We start from the raw sequence: 18,817 nt of genomic DNA, 5'->3' as shown, positions 1-18,817 counted from the left end.
ATCCAACAGGAGGCGAGCGACATCCATGTTATCAGACCGTCAACAAATGATTTTAAATGCGATTGTCGATAATTACATTCATTCTGCCGAACCTGTTGGCTCCCGAACCATTTCCAAACGGGACGACATCGGATTCTCTTCGGCAACGATCCGCAACGAGATGTCTGACTTGGAGGAGCTGGGATACTTAGAACAGCCCCACACATCGGCCGGACGTGTTCCTTCTACAAAAGGATATCGCTTCTACGTCGATAACCTGATTCAGCCTCATCTTTTGGAGGAAGCTGAGTTGGGTAAACTAAAACAGTTGTTTGCCGAACGTATTCTCCACGCAGAACAAGTGGTAGAGTACACCGCCCAAATTCTCTCTCAGTTGACAAACTACACGGCGATTGTCTTGGGTCCAGAGATTTTTGAGCATCGGTTAAAACATATTCAAATCGTTCCTCTCAATGCTGAACAGGCTGTCGCGATTGTGGTGACACATACCGGACGAGTGGAGAACAAGCTGATCGATCTTCCAGAAGGCATAGGAGCCGGGGAAATCGAGAGACTCGTCAATCTGTTGAATGCAAAGCTGACCGACGTGCCGCTATGGCAGCTTCGGCAACGTCTTTATCAAGAGATCTCCGGTGAAATGCAACGTCATACCGAGCAGTATGAAGAAATCCTTCAGCTCCTCAACAACTCGCTGACACAAGAAGAAGAACGGGTATACTTACGCGGTGCGACCAAGATCATGAACCAGCCGGAATTCCGAGACGTGGATAAGGTCAAGGATATTCTCGAGCTATTAGAGCAGCACGATCAATTGATGAATGTGATCGGCATGCAAGGTGATGGTCTCACGGTACGCATCGGCCAGGAAAACCAGCTAGACGCGATTAAGCAATGCAGTATTATTACCACTTCTTATTCGCTTGGAGGCAAGCCGGTAGGAATGGTGGGGATACTTGGTCCGACGCGGATGGAATACGGCAAGGTCATTACTGTGCTCAACCATTTGGCGGAAGGACTATCGCGCATGCTGACTTCGCAGTTTGAGAAATAAATGGAGTGAATGGCTAAACAGTCTTTTGACTGGGGAAATGCCGCCAGGAGGTAGTGACGTTGAGCGAGGAAAAAGTAACGCAAGACCCGACTCTCGAGGAAGAACAAGTAGCAAAGGATGCAGACCAAGCGGAAGCAACCGAGATGAACTGGGAGCAAGAGGCTGCTCACTGGAAGGCTCAGGCTGAGGATCACCAAAACCGCATGCTGCGCGCCATGGCTGATATGGATAACCTCCGCCGCCGTGTTCGCAAAGAGCAGGAAGATCTGGCGAAGTACGCTTCACTTAAAATCGTGGAAGAGCTTCTGCCAGTTCTCGATAACTTCGAGCGAGCACTTGCCGCTGACAAGGAATCCATGACAGTAGACTCTCTTTTAGAGGGGGTAAACATGGTATATCGTCAGATGGTCCAAGTTTTCGATAAAGAAGGCTTGGCTGCAATCGAAGCACAAGGAAAACCATTTGACCCACACATCCACCAGGCGGTTATGCAAACACAAAACCCTGAGTTTGAATCAGGCGTTGTGGTAGCCGAGCTGCAAAAAGGATATATGTTCAAAGACCGCGTCGTTCGTCCGGCGATGGTTCAAGTGAACGAGTAATTTCAAAAAACGTAAATTCACTAGACGTAAAGTGTTAGGAGGACATTTTGTATGAGTCGCGTAATCGGAATTGACTTGGGAACAACCAACTCTTGTGTAGCAGTAATGGAAGGCGGCGAGCCAGTCGTTATTGCCAATGCGGAAGGTAACCGCACCACACCATCCGTAGTAGCATTCAAAAACGGCGAGCGCATCGTTGGGGAAGCGGCAAAACGCCAAGCGATCACCAATCCAGACAATACCGTAATCTCCATCAAGCGCCACATGGGTAGCACCTATAAAGAAACGCTGGAAGGCAACCAGTACACACCTGAACAAATCTCTGCTATGATCCTGCAAAAGCTGAAAGCAGACGCTGAAGCCTACCTTGGTCAATCTGTGACGCAGGCAGTGATTACGGTTCCAGCTTACTTCAATGACAGCCAACGCCAAGCAACAAAAGATGCGGGTAAAATTGCTGGCTTGGAAGTACTGCGTATCGTGAACGAACCAACCGCAGCGGCACTTGCATACGGTATGGAGAAAACAGAAGATCAAACCGTTCTCGTATTCGACTTGGGCGGCGGAACCTTTGACGTATCCATTCTCGAATTGTCCGATGGCTTCTTCGAAGTAAAAGCGACTTCCGGAGATAACAAGCTGGGCGGAGACGACTTCGACGATGTCATCATGAACTACCTGGTGAGCGAATTCAAAAAAGAGCATGGCATCGACCTGTCCAAGGATCGCATGGCTCAACAACGTTTGAAAGATGCTGCGGAAAAAGCGAAGAAAGACCTCTCTGGTGTATTGACTACGACCATTTCCCTGCCGTTCATTACAGCAGATGCAACAGGTCCAAAGCACTTGGAGATGAACCTGACTCGTGCGAAATTCGAAGAGTTGTCTGCTGAGCTGGTTGAGCGTACAATGGGCCCAACTCGTCAAGCACTGAAAGACGCTGGTCTGACTCCAAGCGAACTGGATCGCGTTATCCTGGTGGGTGGTTCTACTCGTATCCCAGCGGTACAAGAAGCAATCAAGAAATTTACAGGAAAAGAACCACATAAAGGCGTAAACCCGGACGAAGTAGTAGCACTGGGAGCAGCTGTTCAAGCGGGCGTACTGACTGGTGACGTGAAAGACGTCGTTCTTCTCGACGTAACGCCACTGTCCCTTGGTATCGAGACATTGGGTGGTGTATTCACCAAGCTGATCGATCGTAACACGACGATCCCAACAAGCAAATCCCAAGTGTTCTCTACAGCTGCGGACAACCAAACATCAGTAGAAATTCACGTTCTCCAAGGGGAGCGTCAAATGGCAGCCGACAACAAATCGCTCGGACGCTTCAACTTGTCTGATATCCCGCCAGCGCCACGCGGCATCCCGCAAATCGAAGTATCCTTCGATATTGACGCGAACGGTATCGTAAACGTACGTGCAAAAGACCTGGGTACAGGTAAAGAACAACGTATCACGATCACTTCTAACTCCGGTCTGTCCGACGACGAGATCGATCGCATGGTAAAAGATGCTGAGTTGAATGCAGAAGCGGACAAACAACGCAAAGAGCAAGTAGAAGTTCGCAACGAAGCAGACCAACTCGTGTTCACTACCGAGAAAACATTGAAAGAAGTAGAAGGCAAGATCGACCAGGCTGAAATCGATCGCGCTAACGCTGCGAAAGATAAAGTGAAAGCTGCTCTGGAGGGTGGCAACATCGAAGAGATCAAGACAGCGAAAGATGAACTGTCCGAGATCATCCAACAAATTTCGGTGAAGCTCTATGAGCAGGCTGCTCAAGCGCAAGCAGCACAAGGCGGCGGCGCTGAAGGTCAAGAGCCAAAGAAAGACAATGTCGTTGATGCTGACTACGAAGTGGTAGACGATAAAAAGTAACACGCTGGAATTGTGAGGGGAGAGATTTCTTCCCTCACTTCCCACGATGTGACCCATGAAAGTCAAAGTCACGGAATGCTGACTTTGACTTTTTTTCAAGTCTGTCACATGCTATGATAACAGTTGACTGTCATGGGAGTGATGTAGGAGATGAAACGTGATTTATACGAGGTTCTGGGCGTAGCAAAGGATGCGGACGCTGATGAAATCAAAAAAGCGTATCGCAAACTGGCACGTCAGTACCATCCCGATGTAAATAAAGAGGCTGACGCGGAAGAAAAGTTCAAAGAAGTTAAGGATGCGTACGACATCCTGTCCGAGCCACAAAAACGTGCGCAATATGACCGTTTTGGTCATCAAGATCCGAATCAGGGCTTCGGTGGCGGAGGTTTTGATGGATCAGGCATGGGCGGCTTCGGAGATATTTTTGATATGTTCTTCGGTGGTGGCGGCAGACGTTCGAATCCAAATGCACCTCGCAAAGGATCTGATCTGCAATTTGGCCTCAGCATTGACTTTATCGACGCGATTTTTGGAAAAGAAACGGACGTGGAAATTCCAAAAGAAGCAGAATGTGATACATGCCTTGGTTCCGGTGCAAAGCCTGGTTCCGGTGTCGATACTTGTAAGACTTGTAATGGTACAGGACAACAAGAAGTGGTGGCGAACACGCCATTCGGTCGAATCGTCAATCGCCGTGTTTGCTCGACTTGCGAAGGCAAAGGGAAAGTTGTCAAAGAAAAATGTTCAACTTGCCGTGGAAGTGGACGTGTCAAGGTACGCCGCAAAATTCATCTCAACATCCCAGCAGGTGTGGATGATGGAGCACAATTGCGCGTAACAGGCGAAGGTGAACCGGGCGCAAACGGTGGACCTCCTGGAGATTTGTACGTCGTTTTGCGCGTAAAGAGTCATGAGTTTTTTGAGCGAGAAGGAAATGATATTTACTGTGAGGTTCCGCTTACTTACGCACAGGCAGCACTTGGAGATGAGATCGAAGTGCCGACTGTCGATGGTCGCGTGAAGTTGAAGATCCCGGCGGGTACCCAAACAGAAACATTCTTCCGCTTGCGTGGAAAAGGTGTTCCGCATTTGCGAGGAAACGGCCGCGGTGATCAGCATGTGAAAGTGCGCGTCATTACGCCGACCAAGCTGAGCGATAAACAAAAGGAATTGTTGCGTGAGCTCGCCGAACTGTCTGGAGAAAAGCCAGGACAGCATGGAGGAGAAGACGAAAGCTTTTTCGAAAAAATGAAACGGGCATTCCGCGGCGAGTAATCCGTCGCGGTTTTGTCCGCTTTTTGCCTAAAGTTTCATGTAGCGAAGTCGATTAAATGAAAAGCCCGAATGGGAGCTTATGTGGGGAGTGGTAGATTCGTGAAATGGTCAGAAATCAGTATCCATACTACAGCGGAGGCTACGGAGGCGGTGTCAAGCCTCTTGTATGAATTGGGTGCAAATGGTGTCGTAATTGAAGACCCGGAGGTGCTCTATCGTGAGTGGGATACCCCTTTTGGCGAAATCTACCAGCTTTCTCCTGATGATTTTCCGGCCGAGGGCGTATTCGTTAAAGCATACCTGCCGGTTGACAGCAGCGAACTGCTAGACGTTGTAGAAGAGCTGAAAGAGCAATTGGCGCAGTTGATCGAGTACGGTTTGGACATCGGCAAGGCATCGATTGCTGTAAACGATGTCCATGAAGATGAATGGGCCCACGCCTGGAAAAAATACTACAAACCGGTTCATGTGTCTGAACGCATGACCATCAAACCAGTATGGGAAGAGTACGAGCCAAAGCATCCAGATGAGATCATTATTGAGATGGACCCAGGCATGGCTTTTGGAACAGGTACACATCCGACGACCATTCTTTGTCTGCGTGCACTTGAGAAGTATCTTGCCAAAGGCGATCAGGTGTATGATGTTGGGACAGGCACAGCTATTTTGAGTATTGCTGCCATCAAGCTCGGAGCAAAAGATGTGCTGGCGATGGATTTGGATGAAGTAGCCGTTCGCTCTGCGCAGGCCAATACCGAACTGAATGGTGTGCACGAGCATATTAACGTGAGACAAAACAACTTGCTTGACGGCATCGAGGAGCAGGTAGAAGTGGTCGTGGCCAACATTTTGGCAGAGGTCATCGTGCGTTTCACCGACGATGTATTCCGCGTGTTGAAGCCAGGTGGAACCTTCATCTCGTCGGGTATTATTGCTGCACGCGAAGCGGATGTGAAAGCGGCGTTGGCGGCTTCAGACCTTGAGGTCGTGGAAACCATTTTCATCGATGACTGGGTAGCAATTGTAGCAAAAAAACGATAGAATAGTGGGGTTGGCGAGATGCAACGATATTTTGTCGAGCCACATTCCTTTACTGAGAATGAGCTAACGATTGTCGGAGACGATGTACACCATATCGTAAATGTAATGCGTGCTCGGGAAGGCGAAGAAATCATTGTTTCTGATGGAGCGGGCAGGTCTGCAAGAGCCAAGCTGGTCTATCTTTCTGCCAAGGAAGTACGGGCAGAAGTAGTGGAAATGCTTCAAGAAGAACGAGAATTGCCGATCCGGGTCACAATTGGTCAGGGGCTTCCAAAAGGCGAGAAGCTGGAGTGGATTTTGCAAAAGGGGACGGAACTTGGGGCGTACTCCTTTTTCCCGTTTTCTTCTGAGCGAACCATTGTAAAGCTAGACGCCAAAAAAGAAGCGAAAAAACTGGAGCGTTGGCGCAAAATTGTCAAGGAGGCTGCTGAACAGTCTCATCGTGCTGTTTTGCCAGAACTTTTATCTCCTGTTTCATTTCGTGAGATACTTGAAGCTGGCCAATCGTATACGCATTGCGCAATTGCCTATGAAAAAGAAGGCAGTACCACGATTCATCACGTGCTAGAAGAGATGACTGCGGGAGATTCACTTCTCGTCCTCGTTGGACCGGAGGGAGGCTTCTCTCCAGAGGAAGTGGCTCAGGCAGAGAGCAAAGGGTTCCTGACGGTTTCCCTCGGCCCGCGTATTTTGCGCACGGAAACAGCAAGCCAGTACGTCTTGGCCTGCGCTTCCTATCAATTTGAACGAAAGGCTTCATCACTTCGCTAAGGATGAGCAGGAACGAAACGGTCATGATCGTTTCGTTGACCGCAAGCGGTCGCATCCACTTTTATGAAAAACGTTGAGACGTTTTTCACGGAAAAGGAGGAATGGCAATGTCTACCGTTGCTTTTCATACATTAGGCTGCAAAGTAAACAGCTATGAGACAGAGGCCATCTGGCAATTGTTCAAGGCAGACGGCTATGAGAGAGTCGACTTTGAACAAGATGATGCAGATGTTTATGTGATTAATACTTGTACGGTTACGAACACCGGAGATAAGAAGAGCCGCCAAGTGATTCGTCGTGCGATTCGCCGGAATCCTGAGGCGATCGTAGCCGTAACTGGCTGCTATGCGCAAACCTCTCCAAGTGAGATTGCGCAAATTCCCGGTGTAGATATCGTAGTTGGTACACAAGGACGCGAGAAGCTGATCGAGTACGTGGATCAAATTCGTGCAGAACGCAAGCCGATCAACGCAGTGGGCAACATTATGAAAGCTCGCGAATTCGAAGAGCTGGATGTTCCTAACTTCACGGATCGCACACGTGCTTCCCTCAAGATTCAAGAAGGCTGCAACAACTTTTGTACGTTTTGTATTATTCCGTGGGCACGCGGTCTGATGCGTTCCCGCAAACCGGAAAGCGTCGTCGAACAGGCCCAAAAGCTGGTGGAAGCGGGCTATCTGGAAATCGTTTTGACTGGGATTCATACAGGTGGTTACGGCGAGGATCTGGAAGACTACAATTTGGCCAAGCTGTTGCTTGACCTTCACCAAGTGGAGGGACTCAAGCGCATCCGCATCAGTTCAATCGAAGCGAGCCAAATCACCGATGAAGTGATCGAGGTCATCAACAACTCCGATCGAGTCGTGCGCCATCTGCATGTACCGCTGCAAGCGGGCGATGATGAAGTGTTGAAGCGCATGCGCCGCAAGTATACCACTGCTGAGTTTTACGAAAGAATGGTCAAAGTACGCGAAGCATTGCCAGGAGCAGCGATTACAACAGACGTTATCGTAGGCTTCCCAGGTGAGACCGAAGAGCAATTCTGGAACGGATACGAGTTTATGAAGAAAATCGGTTTTGCCGAGATGCACGTATTCCCGTATTCTATGCGTACAGGTACACCAGCAGCGCGTATGACGGATCAAATTCCGGAAGAGGAAAAGAACGAGCGCGTAGCGAAGCTCCTGGAGCTTAATCAGGAATTGACCTTGGCATACTCCAAAAAATTCGTAGGAGATGTACTGGAAGTCATTCCGGAGCGTCCGTTTAAAGAAGCACCAGATAGCGGTCTTCTGATGGGCTATTCGGACAACTACCTGAACGTCGTCTTCCCTGGCGATGAGAGCATGATCGGCAAGATTTGCAAGGTCAGACTGGATGAACCAGGCTCGGAATACTGCAAAGGAACTTTTGTTCGCGTAGTGGAAACAGAGGCGCTGCCTTACCTGAAGGAGCGTGCTATATGAGGGAGATATCGGCAGGAGGCGTTGTATACCAGAAGCAAGATACAGAGTACATGCTCCTATTGATTGAAGACCGCTATGGCAAAGTAACACTCGCAAAAGGGAAGCAGGAGATAGGCGAGACTATCGAAGAAACGGCTCTGCGCGAGGTTTTGGAAGAAACAGGCGTAGCAGGACGCTTGGGGTCCAAGCTCGATATGATCACCTACGTGTATACGCATCCGGTAACGGGCGAATCCATCGACAAAGAAGTCCATTATTATTTGGTGGAAGCCTACAACACAGAGATCACTGTGCAGCTAGAAGAAATCAATGATGTTCATTGGCATTCTGCAAAGGAAGCATGGGATTTGCAGCTGCAACGAGGATACCGTAACAATGACAGCATTTTTCGCCTTGCATTCGAACAATTAGGGATAGAGGTGTAGTTCTATGAACATGAACAAATATATCGACCACACGCTATTGAAGCCTGATGCTACACAAGAGATGATTGACAAGCTGTGCGCTGAAGCAAGAGAGCACGACTTCATGTCTGTTTGCGTAAACCCTTATTGGGTAAAACGCTCTGCAGAACTCTTGGCAGGCTCCGATGTGAAAGTGTGCACAGTTATCGGATTCCCTCTGGGAGCGAGCACGATTGAGTCCAAAGCAGCCGAAACCCGCGATGCGATTGCAAGCGGAGCGACTGAGGTAGATATGGTACTGAACGTAGGTGCCTTGAAATCCGGCGACTTGGAAACTGTCAAAAAAGACATCGCTGCTGTGAAGCAAGCTGCTGGCGATATTCTCTTGAAAGTGATTCTGGAAACTTGCCTCTTGACCGAAGAAGAAAAAGTAGTTGCGTGCAAGCTCTCCGTAGAGGCTGGTGCTGATTACGTAAAAACCTCCACAGGATTCTCAACAGGTGGAGCAACGGTTGAAGATATCGCCCTGATGCGTAAAACCGTAGGACCAAATGTAGGCGTAAAAGCGTCTGGTGGCGTTCGTGACGGCGAGACAGCAGTTGCGATGATCGAAGCAGGCGCGAGCCGCATCGGTACAAGCTCCGGTGTTTCCATTGTAACTGGAGCAAAAACAACAGGCAGCGGATACTAATACGAAAGAAAGCCTGGCCGAGGTAAGGCCGGGCTTTTTCCGTCCTGCATGCTGATGTTCCTATAGAGAGAGGATAGGGAGCGGGGAGGAGATTAGCAAAATGAAATTTGTTAAAGGAATCGTCATCCTGTTGGCTTTTTATGGGGTAGGCGTAGCTGCGAGCAAATGGCTGCATATTCCCCTGCCCGGTAACCTGGTGGGAATGCTGCTGTTAACACTGGGACTGTGTATGGGATGGATACGAATGGACTGGGTAGAACAAGCGGGTACTTTTTTAATTAGGCATATGTTGCTCTTTTTCGTACCGATCATCGTCGGAGTTGCTTCCTATTTAAATGTATTCACGCAAAACCCATTGCCAATCATACTGTCGATGGTTCTCGGTCCTTTGCTCGTCATGCTTGTAACTGGCGTGGTTGTGCAATGGTATTTGAAGCATCATAAACAAAAATCAGAATCGTCCTTGCCGCAAGAGGGGAGGACTCTGGATGCTTAGTCAATTTTTCGCCATTTTGGTATCGATAGCAGGGTACAAAGGCGCAACCATGATCAACGCTCGATTCCAACGGTTGCAGCCTCTTTTGGTGGCTGTGATCTTGGTCTGGACCATGTGGTGGGCGTTTAGCGGCGATTGGGATGCGTTTGCTGCCGGAGGATCGTGGATTTCCTTTTGGCTCGGTCCTGCTACGGTGGCACTCGCTATTCCGCTGGCTAAACAGATCAAGGAGTTTGCCCATATTTGGCGCGGTGTTTTGCTTGGTGTATGTGCAGGCTGTGCAGTTGCGATCTTTGTCGTTATGGGGGTTCATTGGTGCTTGGGTTCAGATGAACTCGTATACAAAAGCATGCTCAGTAAATCCGTGACGACCCCGATTGCGTTGGAGCTAAGTCGTTCCATAGGTGGGGAACCTGCACTTGCAGCCTTTTTTACCGCATTAACGGGGATGGCCGGTGTCATGATTGCCCGTCCTGTTCTCAAATGGGGAAAAATTACCGATGATTGGGCAATCGGGATCGCCATCGGTACGAGTGCACATGCCATTGGTACGGCCAGCTTAAACCGCGTTTCTCCTGTTCAAACGGCAGCGTCCAGTGTCGCAATGATCGTGGCGGGTGTTATTACTTCCATCTACTTGATACCATTTTCTTTCTAATAGTGAGGTCAGTAGGACGACGCTTATCGGGGATCAGCCATTGAATAAACCGGGCTATTTGCGGGACGAATGGCAGCGCGACCAGGGAGCAGACGAGATTGAAGATCGTCTGCGAATGGGCGATCTGCATAGAAGGACTATCCGTTAAAAATGCACTAACGAGGGCAAGCTGGGAAAGAAACGGTAAAAAAACAATCGCGCCTGCGACGTTGAAGAGCGTATGGCACCATGCGACCTGCTTGGATGCCGTATTCGTCCCAATAGCAGCAATGACAGCGGTAAAGCAAGTTCCAACATTCGCGCCCAATACGATGGCAAGTGCCGTTTCCATCGAAAGAATTTGATGATTGAGCAGGCCCATCGTGATCACGGTCGTAGCGGAACCGCTATGAATGAGAGCGGTGAAAATAATCCCGGTAATCAAACCGATCCAGATGGAATGGCTGCTCTCCAGAAAAAGCGATCGAAACGTCTCAGACTGCTCCAGAGGCTTCGCCATGACTTTTAATGTATCGATTCCAAGGAAGATCAGTCCGAAGCCGGCGACGACGAGACCAATGCAACGAATATTGCGGCGCGGCATCAGCCAAAGAGCGACTCCGATAAGAAGCATGGGGATGGCAAAAGACTCAAGCTTGAGCGCAACCAGCTCCGTTGTCACAGTCGTGCCCAGATTGGTTCCCAATATGATGCCGACGGTTTGTGTGAACTGAATGATGCCTGCATTCGTCAGCCCAATCGTCAGGACGGTTACCGCACTGGAGCTTTGCAAGACAAAAGTAGCGAGTAGACCAACCCAGAAGCTATGGAGTGGGGTACGAGTAAAGCGCCCCATCCATTCTTCCATTTTTTTGCCGGCAAGGTTTTGAAAGCCGGAGCGCATGGCATACATACCGAAAAGAAAAAACGTGAGCCCAAAGGCAAAAGGGGCGAGGATGGAGACTATCACAAGATACGTTCCTCCCTGTCCATTTTTAGCAAGTTACTATAACGCTATGCCTGTACAAGGGCAAGCATGACAAGAGGAGGAATAACTGCATGGCACGTGTGCTATTGAATCAACATCGGAAAAAGCGGCTAGAAGTTGGACATCCGTGGATTTTTCAATCAGAGGTATTAGAAATTCAAGGGGATGTAGAGCCAGGTGAAATCGTCGAGGTCACGAATCACAAAGGACATTTTTTGGCAAAGGGCTACATCAATCCAGCTTCACAAATGATCGTGCGCATTTTGAGCTACGACCAAAAGGAAGAGATCAACTACGACTTTTTCTTGCGCAAAATCAAGGAAGCGGCAGAATTCCGGACGAGATTTGTAGACAATCCGCGGGCTTGCCGTGTCATTTACGGGGAAGCTGACTTTTTGCCAGGATTGATCGTTGATCGCTACGAAGATACATTGGTTGTCCAAGTCCTCTCATTGGGGATAGAGAAGCGCATCGATTGGATTCGGGATGCATTGGTAGAGGTATTTGCACCGACCGGTATTTATTTGCGCAATGATGTGCCTGTCCGTGAACTGGAAGGGCTGACACAGGGCAAAGAAGTCCTGTATGGAGAGTGTCCGCGTGAGGTTTTGATCGAAGAAAACGGATTGAAATACTATGTGGATATCGTAGAGGGGCAAAAGACAGGCTTTTTCTATGATCAGCGGGAAAACCGTGCCTCCATCGCGCCTTTGATGAAGGGCTGGGGCGAAAAGCACGGCATTACCCTGACGAGCATGGAAGTAGACGGCGAGACAAAGCAGATGCCTGTAGACAAGCGCGGTAAAGCCGTCAAAAATCCGTTTTGGGATGGCGCTGAGGTATTGGAATGCTTTACTCATACCGGTTCCTTTACGCTGAATGCTTGCAAGCACGGTGCGAAAAAAGTGACGGCCCTCGATATTTCCGATCACGCCATCGAAACAGCGAAGCGTAACATTACACTCAATGGCTTTTTGCATCGCGTTGATTTTGTGGTGGCCAATGCATTTGATTACTTGCGTGAAAATGTAGAGGCAGGAAAAAGCTGGGATGTGGTCATTCTTGACCCGCCAGCGTTCGCGAAATCCCGTGGAGCAGTGAAGGGCGCTTGCCGCGGTTACAAAGACATTAACTTAAACGGAATGAAGCTCGTCCGTCCGGGAGGATTTCTCGTTACCGCGTCTTGCTCGTACCATATGTCACCTGAGCTGTTCCTGCAAACGATCCAAGAAGCAGCGGTCGATGCGAAAAAGATATTGCGTCTGATTGAATGGCGAGGCGCGGGCAAGGATCATCCGCAAATCAGTGGGGCTGATGAGGCTCATTACTTGAAATTTGCCATCTTTGAAGTGAGAGATCGTCGATAGAGAAAAAGAAAAACAGCGTCCGCTTAAGAACGGCGCTGTTTTTCTTTTTCGGCTTTCAGTCTGATTTAAGAGGTTGGTTTTTCGAAAATCAATTCGAAGTATTTGGCCATACCGTCGCCCCCGATGCTTGGCGCAAAGATTTGCACCAAACGCCAGCCTTCCTTGGCGTGCTCGTGGACAACGGTCCGATAATCTTCTTTTGGTTGGCGTCGAAAAGAGGACAGCTCAACTCGGACGAATTTGTATTCAAACATGTTCTTTCCCCCCGCTTGTATCGTCTCTCTTTTTATACGCGCGACGTGCGGAAAGAGTTGCACAAAGAATGTGAATCATTTCGAATAAAGAAATAAGTGCTCATGACAATTGCTTGTCATTTTTTACACGCCTGACGAGATCGAGAGCCTGCTTGAACCCCAGTTCTTTGCCTAAAAAGACTTGTCCTTCGGCGGGGGTAGAAGCGCGGGCCTGGCTTAAGTTTTGAAGCTCGTGGGTCAAGAGATGCTCGACTAGATATAGCTGTACCTGACCAATTTCCCGTTCGCTTTTCCGATCACGCTCCTTGAACTTAGCCCGCTGCTGACTTTCCTCCACATACTTGTCGATATCATCCTCTAAAAAATGTGAGGCATTGGAGATGATATGGCGGTAGTCATCCGTCTTAGAGGGAATGGTACGGATGGTGTGACCGAGATGGGCGAGGAGAAATTTGTTCAAGACGATTGGGTCACGGGTGTAGTTGTTATGCAGCAGGGAGTATTCCCCCAAGAATGAACCGCTGTCCTTATCATAGCTGTGCAATAACGTGTAAGAAGAGCAGTACGTGCAGTACAGTAAATAATCTCTCATGGAAATCCCTCCAAAAAATAGCTCCATGACAGGAATTTTATTTATATGGTATGAGAAAAAACGTGAGCAGGTGATACTTGCTTCTCTTGTTTTTGGCGTTTGGTTTGTGTATGCTAAATGACGGGCTCGGCCCGGTAAATAGAGCAGATGTTGGGCTTTTGCATAGCATAAGAGAGAGTAGAAACTGGGTAGACTCTCCGGGTATCGTACGGAGGGGAAAGGAGCATGACACAGATGGGAAATCAAAAGATTCGACTGGGCATTATTTATGGAGGAAAATCCTCAGAGCATGAAGTTTCATTGCGTACGGCCATGTCCATTATGCAGGCTGTAGATGCAAATAAATATGAGGTAACCCCTGTGTACGTTCAATTGGATGGCTCTTGGGTGACTGGAGAAACACTGGCAGGTCAACTGCCGGATAAGATCGAAGCGTTGCGCTTATCAGCAAAAACACCAGCGATTACCGAGGCAGCAGAGACAGGGCAAGAGCTGGCAGTAACAAGCAAGTCGGGGGCGTTGTTTGCCATGAATGAGCAAATGGATGTTGTTTTCCCTGTGGTTCACGGACCATTTGGGGAAGATGGGACGATTCAGGGGCTGCTGGAATTGGCGAATATCCCGTACGTGGGAACCGGAGTAATGGCTTCCGCTGTCGGAATGGATAAATGGATGATGAAGACCGTCTTTGCACAGGCTGGACTTCCGCAAGTGAAATATGTAGGCTTGCTGCGCTCGCAATGGGAAAAAGGCCAGGACGATGTCATGGATCGGATCGAGCGTGAACTCGGCTATCCGTGTTTCGTCAAACCGGCGAATATGGGATCCAGCGTAGGGATTAACAAAGCGAAAAATCGTGAGGAGCTCGAGCACGCATTAGATGTCGCTGCCAAATTCGACCGCAGATTGATTGTGGAAGAGTTCGTTCAAGTCCGTGAGTTGGAGATTGGCGTTTTGGGGAATGAAGAGCTGATGACTTCTGTCGTTGGGGAAGTCATTGCCGCTAAAGAATTTTACGATTACGAAGCCAAGTACAAGGGGGCGGGAACAGAGCTCTCCATTCCTGCCATCGTTCCCGAGCATGTATCCGAACAAATTGCGGAAATAGCCAAGCAGGCATTCCAAGCACTCGATGGCTCTGGCCTTTCCCGCGTAGATTTTTTCTGGGATGAGAAAAACGACAAGCTCTATATCAACGAAGTGAATACGATGCCAGGCTTTACGCCGTTTAGCATGTATCCAATGCTTTTCCAAGCAGCGGGTGTGAGCTACAGCGAGCTGATCGATCGTCTGGTGCAACTCGCTATCGATCGACATGCAGATAAAGGTCGCAACGTTGTAGATGCGGAAGAGTTGGATTAATCATGAGAAAAAAGATGCTGATGAATCGGCATCTTTTTTCTTTTTATGTAGGAGGGAGGAACTAATTTCGGTCAGCGCATCTCTTTGAATTGTATAAGACGAATTTTATTGCTTGAAATGAGAATGATAATCGTTTACATTATACATGGGACGTTTTACCAGTTATGTAAGTTGCAATGCTTGAAATAAAAAAATTGGATCAAGCAAGAGGAGAGGTAACATGTTCGTAGTCAAGCATATCGCAGAGCATGCAACGATGCAGAGCTTTCTCAATTGTTATCTCCGAGAAACAGGTAGGGGCGAGTGGATCAATCGGAAAGACGAGATTACCAAGCAGCTAACGAAAATCATACAGCCGAGTACAACAGGTACGTACCTTCATTGCGAACTCCCGCATCAGGGGATTTCCCTCTATGTCGGTGTCAAATATCATTCGGTGACAGGTAGGCATCTGTTTCATTATCCAGCTTGTTATCGAAGTGGTGACTGTACTCGATTCGTCAAAGCGGACTATTTGACATTAGCGGTTCTTTTGATTAAAGAGCTAACGCTTCAGCATGGGGAAAATGCAGTTCCAGATGAATTGGTCTTGCGTATGATTCAAAGCTGCCAAAGCATTGAGAAGTTTGTTCGGACTCGCCAAAGTAATGCGGAGATTTTATATGGCGTAGAACAAAGCTTCATCGAAGCAGAACAGGCACTTTTGTTCGGTCACTTGTTTCATCCAACCCCGAAGAGTCAGCAAGGAATTCCTGAGGCCAAGCAAGCGTTGTATGCACCGGAGTGTTGCGGGAAGTTTCAACTCCACCTGTTTGCTGCCCATCCGTCGATTGTTCACGAAAAATCTGGACTAACAAAATCCGCTACGCAATTACTGAAGGATGAGTTTCCTTCGATATCTGATGTCGATCCGTCATTTTCAATCGTCCCGATTCATCCGCTTCAAGCAGAATGGTTGCTCGAACAGGTAGCCGTACAGTCCTTGATCGGGAAAGGGTTGATTCTATACCTGGGGCCAGCGGGTGAGGAGTATATGGCGACATCTTCTCTTCGAACGGTTTATCATCCTGAGAAGAAATACATGCTCAAGCTGTCCGTCCCAATCAAAGTTACGAATTCATTACGGATCAACAAGTTAAGTGAGATGGAGATCGGTTTAGAGGCGAAGCAACTTTTTGAAACAGGGATCGGTGAAGTGAGTCGCAAGTATCCAGGCTTTGGCTTTATCTCTGATCCGGCTTACATCACGATCACGTTGGATCAGGCGAAAGAATCCGGATTTGAAGTGATCCTGCGTGATAATCCCTTTATGGGGAGGAATGCAGAGCAAGTCACGCAAATCGCGGCACTCGTTCAAGATCCACTTCCCGGTTACAAGAGTAGGTTGGCAACGATCATTCACCATCTGGCACAAAAAGAAGGGAAGTCACCGGAAGTAGTTAGTTTGGAATGGTTTAAGCGGTATGTAGATATTTCTTTGAAGCCAATGGTATGGCTTTATCTAAAATACGGAATCGGCTTGGAAGCCCATCAACAGAATAGTGTTGTCATGCTTAAAGACGGATACCCCGATCAGTTCTTTTATCGTGATAATCAAGGCTACTATTTCTCAGAATCGATGCAAGAAGTATTAGAGGCAGAATTGCCTGGGGTTGGCAAGGCGAGCAGGAACATTTACAAAGACCATCTAGTAGATGAGCGAATCACTTATTACATGATTTTTAACCATATGTTTGGACTCATTAATGGATTTGGAACGGAAGGATTAATTGACGAACAAATCTTATTGGCAGAGATGCATGAGGTTTTGACGGAGTTTTTACCGATGAATCGAGAAGCGTCGAAGTTTCTGGAGAATCTACTCACGCGCGAACAGCTTCCGTGTAAGGCGAATTTGCTCACGCGCTTCTATGATTTGGATGAATTAACCCAACCGGAAGAGAGATCATCTGTTTTTGTTTACATAGATAATCCTTTAGCAAAAGTAAAACAGACCGAAAAGGCAGGGCTGCATGCTTTTGGATAGCTTACTAGCATCTAGCTTGAAGAGACTTGGAGGATAACGTATGGAGTTAACAATACAAGATTTCTCGATTGAAGAGGCACTTCACTCGACCCAGTATGTGCAGGTGAGAAGAAGGGTGTTTCGACAATGCATCGAGTCTTTGTTATATGAGGGAATTTTGATCCCTGAGACCCTTCAAGAGGGAGACGAAACAATTTACACCCTGCATGGGCTTGATGAGGGTGAACTGCCTGTTCGCTATCTTTGCCGAGGGCGGAAAAGTGCCAGTTTTGGGCTTGTTCGTTTAGGGAAGGACCCCGTTACCCGTGTTGTTTACGATCAAAACGGGGTTGCAAAGCAAGAATCTGAAGCGGTATCCCTCACTCGTTTTTTAGTGGAAGTCTTTCGAATGAATACGGTAGATGAACAAAGACTGAAGCTATTTGCCAATGACTTGGAACAAACGCTGTTAAAGGATACATTGTCCCAATACTATCGGATACAAAATGATATTCGGATGCAGGGCAAATCGTACGATGAGCTGGAAGGTGATCTGATGGATGGTCACCCTTACCATCCTAGCTATAAATCACGTGTTGGCTTTAGCTATGTAGATCATTTTGCCTATGGTCCTGAATTTAAGCAGGAAGTTCATTTTCTTTGGTTAGCAATACATAAGCAATATTCTCAAGTGTCCATTGATCAAGGAAGGAATTTCGATGACCTTCTTTTGGATGAAATAGGGCTAGAGCAAAAAGAAGCCTTTCAACAAATCATCGTCAATCATGGATGCGATCCTGATCAGTATGCCTTCGTGCCTGTCCACCCTTGGCAGTGGCGCAATCATATCGTGCCTGGGTTCCAAGACGATATCCATCGCAAACAGATTATTGTGCTAGGTGCAGGCTCTGATGGTCATCGTCCACAACAATCCATCCGCACATTTGCTAACAAAAGTAATCCGCATAAACCGTATCTGAAACTCTCGATGAACGTAGTGAATACTTCAGCTCCACGTCATCTCACGCCGCACTCACTGGCTAGTGCCCCCATTGTTTCGAGGTGGCTCAAGGGTATTACGGACGCAGATGCGTATTTGCGAGATGTGCAAAAGGTGATCATGCTCCAGGAGTTTGCGGCAGTGGCATACGATCCTCCACCTGCTTCTGAACTAGTGGAAATGGTTACATTCGGGGTAATTGGGTGCATGTGGAGAGAAAGTCTCATCCCTCATCTCGAAGCCGGAGAAGAGGCGGTTCCTTATAACGCATTAGCGGCAGTAGAGGTGGATGGGATGCCATTCATTGACCCTTGGGTTCGTAAGCAAGGGCTAGAAAATTGGCTTGTGCGATTATTGGAAAGCAGTGTATTGCCAGTCGTTCATATTCTTGTGAAACACGGAATTGCAATGGAAACCCACGCGCAGAATATGGTCTTGGTGCATCGGGATGGTGTCCCTACTCGGGTAGCATTGAAGGATTTTCATGAAGATTTGATTTTTTGCCAACCGTTCTTGAGTGAGCCAGACAAATGCCCGAACTTCGCGGAAGTGCACGAATATTACGCAACAAAGCCCGATGATGTGATGTTTCACATGAATGAAACATCAATAGTCAGGGATTTGACATTGGAGACTTTATTTATGATCAATCTGGGGCAACTTGCACGGCTATTAGAGGAGCATTACAGCTATGCCGAAGAGAACTTCTGGGAGATGGCCGTTCAGGTATTGGAGGGTCACCAACAACGATTCCCGGAATTGGCGGAGCGATTTAAGCGATTTGATCTGTTTGTTCCAAGCGTGCAAGTAGAGAAATTGACCAAGAAAAAGCTATATACAACGAACGATAACTATCATTTACATGAAGTTCCCAATCCTTTGTTCGAGGCAAGGAAAAGGCTTCATTCCATGGCTGTGGGAGGTTACTAGC

18 protein-coding genes are annotated in these 18,817 nt (G+C 48.0%); 15 read left to right on the top strand and 3 right to left on the bottom strand.

Translation table 11 applies throughout. The features are described from left to right. The first annotated feature begins 25 nt into the window (after positions 1–25). From hrcA to M3630_RS04385, 11 genes are all read left to right on the top strand, one after another. Positions 26–1,051: a heat-inducible transcriptional repressor HrcA gene (hrcA, locus tag M3630_RS04435; protein ID WP_088906868.1), complete on the top strand. Its 1,026-nt coding sequence runs from the start codon at positions 26–28 to the stop codon at positions 1,049–1,051. Positions 1,052–1,110: 59 nt separating this feature from the next. Beyond that, positions 1,111–1,653, top strand: coding sequence for a nucleotide exchange factor GrpE (grpE, locus tag M3630_RS04430; RefSeq protein ID WP_173611481.1), 543 nt, complete (start codon positions 1,111–1,113; stop codon positions 1,651–1,653). Between the two features lie 51 nt (positions 1,654–1,704). After that, entirely contained in the window at positions 1,705–3,534 is a 1,830-nt protein-coding gene (gene dnaK / locus M3630_RS04425) for a molecular chaperone DnaK (protein ID WP_173611480.1), read from the top strand. A gap of 150 nt (positions 3,535–3,684) precedes the next feature. Further along, positions 3,685–4,812, top strand: coding sequence for a molecular chaperone DnaJ (gene dnaJ / locus M3630_RS04420; protein WP_173611479.1), 1,128 nt, complete (start codon positions 3,685–3,687; stop codon positions 4,810–4,812). 99 nt (positions 4,813–4,911) lie between these two features. Continuing rightward, on the top strand, positions 4,912–5,853 hold the full coding sequence (gene prmA, locus M3630_RS04415) for a 50S ribosomal protein L11 methyltransferase (protein ID WP_251251355.1): 942 nt from the start codon (positions 4,912–4,914) through the stop codon (positions 5,851–5,853). Positions 5,854–5,871: 18 nt separating this feature from the next. Then, positions 5,872–6,624, top strand: a complete 753-nt coding sequence (locus M3630_RS04410; RefSeq protein ID WP_221868950.1) for a 16S rRNA (uracil(1498)-N(3))-methyltransferase — start codon at positions 5,872–5,874, stop codon at positions 6,622–6,624. A 107-nt stretch (positions 6,625–6,731) separates the two neighbouring features. Then, complete coding sequence (mtaB, locus tag M3630_RS04405; protein WP_173611476.1) at positions 6,732–8,090, top strand: tRNA (N(6)-L-threonylcarbamoyladenosine(37)-C(2))-methylthiotransferase MtaB; 1,359 nt, start codon at positions 6,732–6,734, stop codon at positions 8,088–8,090. After that, positions 8,087–8,515, top strand: a complete 429-nt coding sequence (locus tag M3630_RS04400) for an NUDIX hydrolase (protein WP_106782008.1) — start codon at positions 8,087–8,089, stop codon at positions 8,513–8,515. The genes mtaB and M3630_RS04400 overlap by 4 nt, the downstream gene beginning before the upstream one ends. Positions 8,516–8,519: 4 nt before the next feature. Further along, on the top strand, positions 8,520–9,185 hold the full coding sequence (gene deoC / locus M3630_RS04395; RefSeq protein ID WP_251251354.1) for a deoxyribose-phosphate aldolase: 666 nt from the start codon (positions 8,520–8,522) through the stop codon (positions 9,183–9,185). 100 nt (positions 9,186–9,285) lie between these two features. After that, complete coding sequence (locus M3630_RS04390; RefSeq protein WP_047072553.1) at positions 9,286–9,681, top strand: CidA/LrgA family protein; 396 nt, start codon at positions 9,286–9,288, stop codon at positions 9,679–9,681. Then, positions 9,674–10,339, top strand: a complete 666-nt coding sequence (locus M3630_RS04385; protein WP_251251353.1) for an LrgB family protein — start codon at positions 9,674–9,676, stop codon at positions 10,337–10,339. Before M3630_RS04390 ends, M3630_RS04385 begins: the two co-directional genes overlap by 8 nt. On the opposite strand, the gene M3630_RS04380 is transcribed toward M3630_RS04385, so the two are convergent. After that, the gene (locus M3630_RS04380) at positions 10,305–11,288 is read right to left on the bottom strand and encodes a Na/Pi cotransporter family protein (protein ID WP_251251352.1); all 984 of its coding nucleotides are present in this window, start codon (positions 11,286–11,288) and stop codon (positions 10,305–10,307) included. The two genes, M3630_RS04385 and M3630_RS04380, sit on opposite strands and share 35 nt — an antisense overlap. 89 nt (positions 11,289–11,377) lie before the next feature. On the opposite strand from M3630_RS04380, the gene M3630_RS04375 reads away from it, so the two are divergent. Beyond that, on the top strand, positions 11,378–12,673 hold the full coding sequence (locus M3630_RS04375; RefSeq protein ID WP_251251351.1) for a class I SAM-dependent rRNA methyltransferase: 1,296 nt from the start codon (positions 11,378–11,380) through the stop codon (positions 12,671–12,673). A 65-nt stretch (positions 12,674–12,738) separates the two neighbouring features. Here M3630_RS04375 and M3630_RS04370 read toward each other — a convergent pair whose 3' ends face one another. Then, positions 12,739–12,927 carry a DUF4177 domain-containing protein gene (locus M3630_RS04370; protein WP_251251350.1) on the bottom strand — a complete coding sequence of 63 codons (189 nt, stop codon included), beginning with the start codon at positions 12,925–12,927 and terminating at the stop codon, positions 12,739–12,741. Between the two features lie 100 nt (positions 12,928–13,027). Continuing rightward, the gene (locus M3630_RS04365) at positions 13,028–13,519 is read right to left on the bottom strand and encodes a hypothetical protein (RefSeq protein ID WP_221868954.1); all 492 of its coding nucleotides are present in this window, start codon (positions 13,517–13,519) and stop codon (positions 13,028–13,030) included. 234 nt (positions 13,520–13,753) lie between these two features. On the opposite strand from M3630_RS04365, the gene M3630_RS04360 reads away from it, so the two are divergent. The 3 genes from M3630_RS04360 to M3630_RS04350 all read left to right on the top strand — a co-directional run bounded on the left by M3630_RS04360 (position 13,754) and on the right by M3630_RS04350 (position 18,816). Continuing rightward, a complete protein-coding gene (locus M3630_RS04360; protein ID WP_251251652.1) occupies positions 13,754–14,881 on the top strand; it encodes a D-alanine--D-alanine ligase in 1,128 nt (375 codons plus the stop codon). Positions 14,882–15,101: 220 nt separating this feature from the next. Then, positions 15,102–16,907: an IucA/IucC family protein gene (locus M3630_RS04355; protein ID WP_251251349.1), complete on the top strand. Its 1,806-nt coding sequence runs from the start codon at positions 15,102–15,104 to the stop codon at positions 16,905–16,907. Positions 16,908–16,947: 40 nt separating this feature from the next. Then, positions 16,948–18,816 (top strand): IucA/IucC family protein, encoded by a 1,869-nt coding sequence (locus M3630_RS04350; RefSeq protein ID WP_251251348.1) that lies wholly within the window; start codon positions 16,948–16,950, stop codon positions 18,814–18,816. Position 18,817: the final 1 nt, after the last annotated feature.

The organism is Brevibacillus sp. MER 51, assembly GCF_023714195.1.
GTDB lineage: Bacteria > Bacillota > Bacilli > Brevibacillales > Brevibacillaceae > Brevibacillus.
This window is presented reverse-complemented; position numbering and strand designations above follow the sequence as displayed.

What these genes read in the sequence shown, in the direction of transcription:
- hrcA (WP_088906868.1), top strand. Translation starts at nt 26, where the DNA reads ATGTTATCAGACCGTCAACAAATGATTTTAAATGCGATTGTCGATAAT.
- M3630_RS04355 (WP_251251349.1), top strand. Translation starts at nt 15,102, where the DNA reads ATGTTCGTAGTCAAGCATATCGCAGAGCATGCAACGATGCAGAGCTTT.
- M3630_RS04400 (WP_106782008.1), top strand. Translation starts at nt 8,087, where the DNA reads ATGAGGGAGATATCGGCAGGAGGCGTTGTATACCAGAAGCAAGATACA.
- M3630_RS04385 (WP_251251353.1), top strand. Translation starts at nt 9,674, where the DNA reads ATGCTTAGTCAATTTTTCGCCATTTTGGTATCGATAGCAGGGTACAAA.
- M3630_RS04350 (WP_251251348.1), top strand. Translation starts at nt 16,948, where the DNA reads ATGGAGTTAACAATACAAGATTTCTCGATTGAAGAGGCACTTCACTCG.
- dnaK (WP_173611480.1), top strand. Translation starts at nt 1,705, where the DNA reads ATGAGTCGCGTAATCGGAATTGACTTGGGAACAACCAACTCTTGTGTA.
- M3630_RS04365 (WP_221868954.1), bottom strand. Translation starts at nt 13,519, where the DNA reads ATGAGAGATTATTTACTGTACTGCACGTACTGCTCTTCTTACACGTTA.
- M3630_RS04410 (WP_221868950.1), top strand. Translation starts at nt 5,872, where the DNA reads ATGCAACGATATTTTGTCGAGCCACATTCCTTTACTGAGAATGAGCTA.
- M3630_RS04390 (WP_047072553.1), top strand. Translation starts at nt 9,286, where the DNA reads ATGAAATTTGTTAAAGGAATCGTCATCCTGTTGGCTTTTTATGGGGTA.
- mtaB (WP_173611476.1), top strand. Translation starts at nt 6,732, where the DNA reads ATGTCTACCGTTGCTTTTCATACATTAGGCTGCAAAGTAAACAGCTAT.
- M3630_RS04370 (WP_251251350.1), bottom strand. Translation starts at nt 12,927, where the DNA reads ATGTTTGAATACAAATTCGTCCGAGTTGAGCTGTCCTCTTTTCGACGC.
- deoC (WP_251251354.1), top strand. Translation starts at nt 8,520, where the DNA reads ATGAACATGAACAAATATATCGACCACACGCTATTGAAGCCTGATGCT.
- M3630_RS04375 (WP_251251351.1), top strand. Translation starts at nt 11,378, where the DNA reads ATGGCACGTGTGCTATTGAATCAACATCGGAAAAAGCGGCTAGAAGTT.
- M3630_RS04360 (WP_251251652.1), top strand. Translation starts at nt 13,754, where the DNA reads ATGGGAAATCAAAAGATTCGACTGGGCATTATTTATGGAGGAAAATCC.
- dnaJ (WP_173611479.1), top strand. Translation starts at nt 3,685, where the DNA reads ATGAAACGTGATTTATACGAGGTTCTGGGCGTAGCAAAGGATGCGGAC.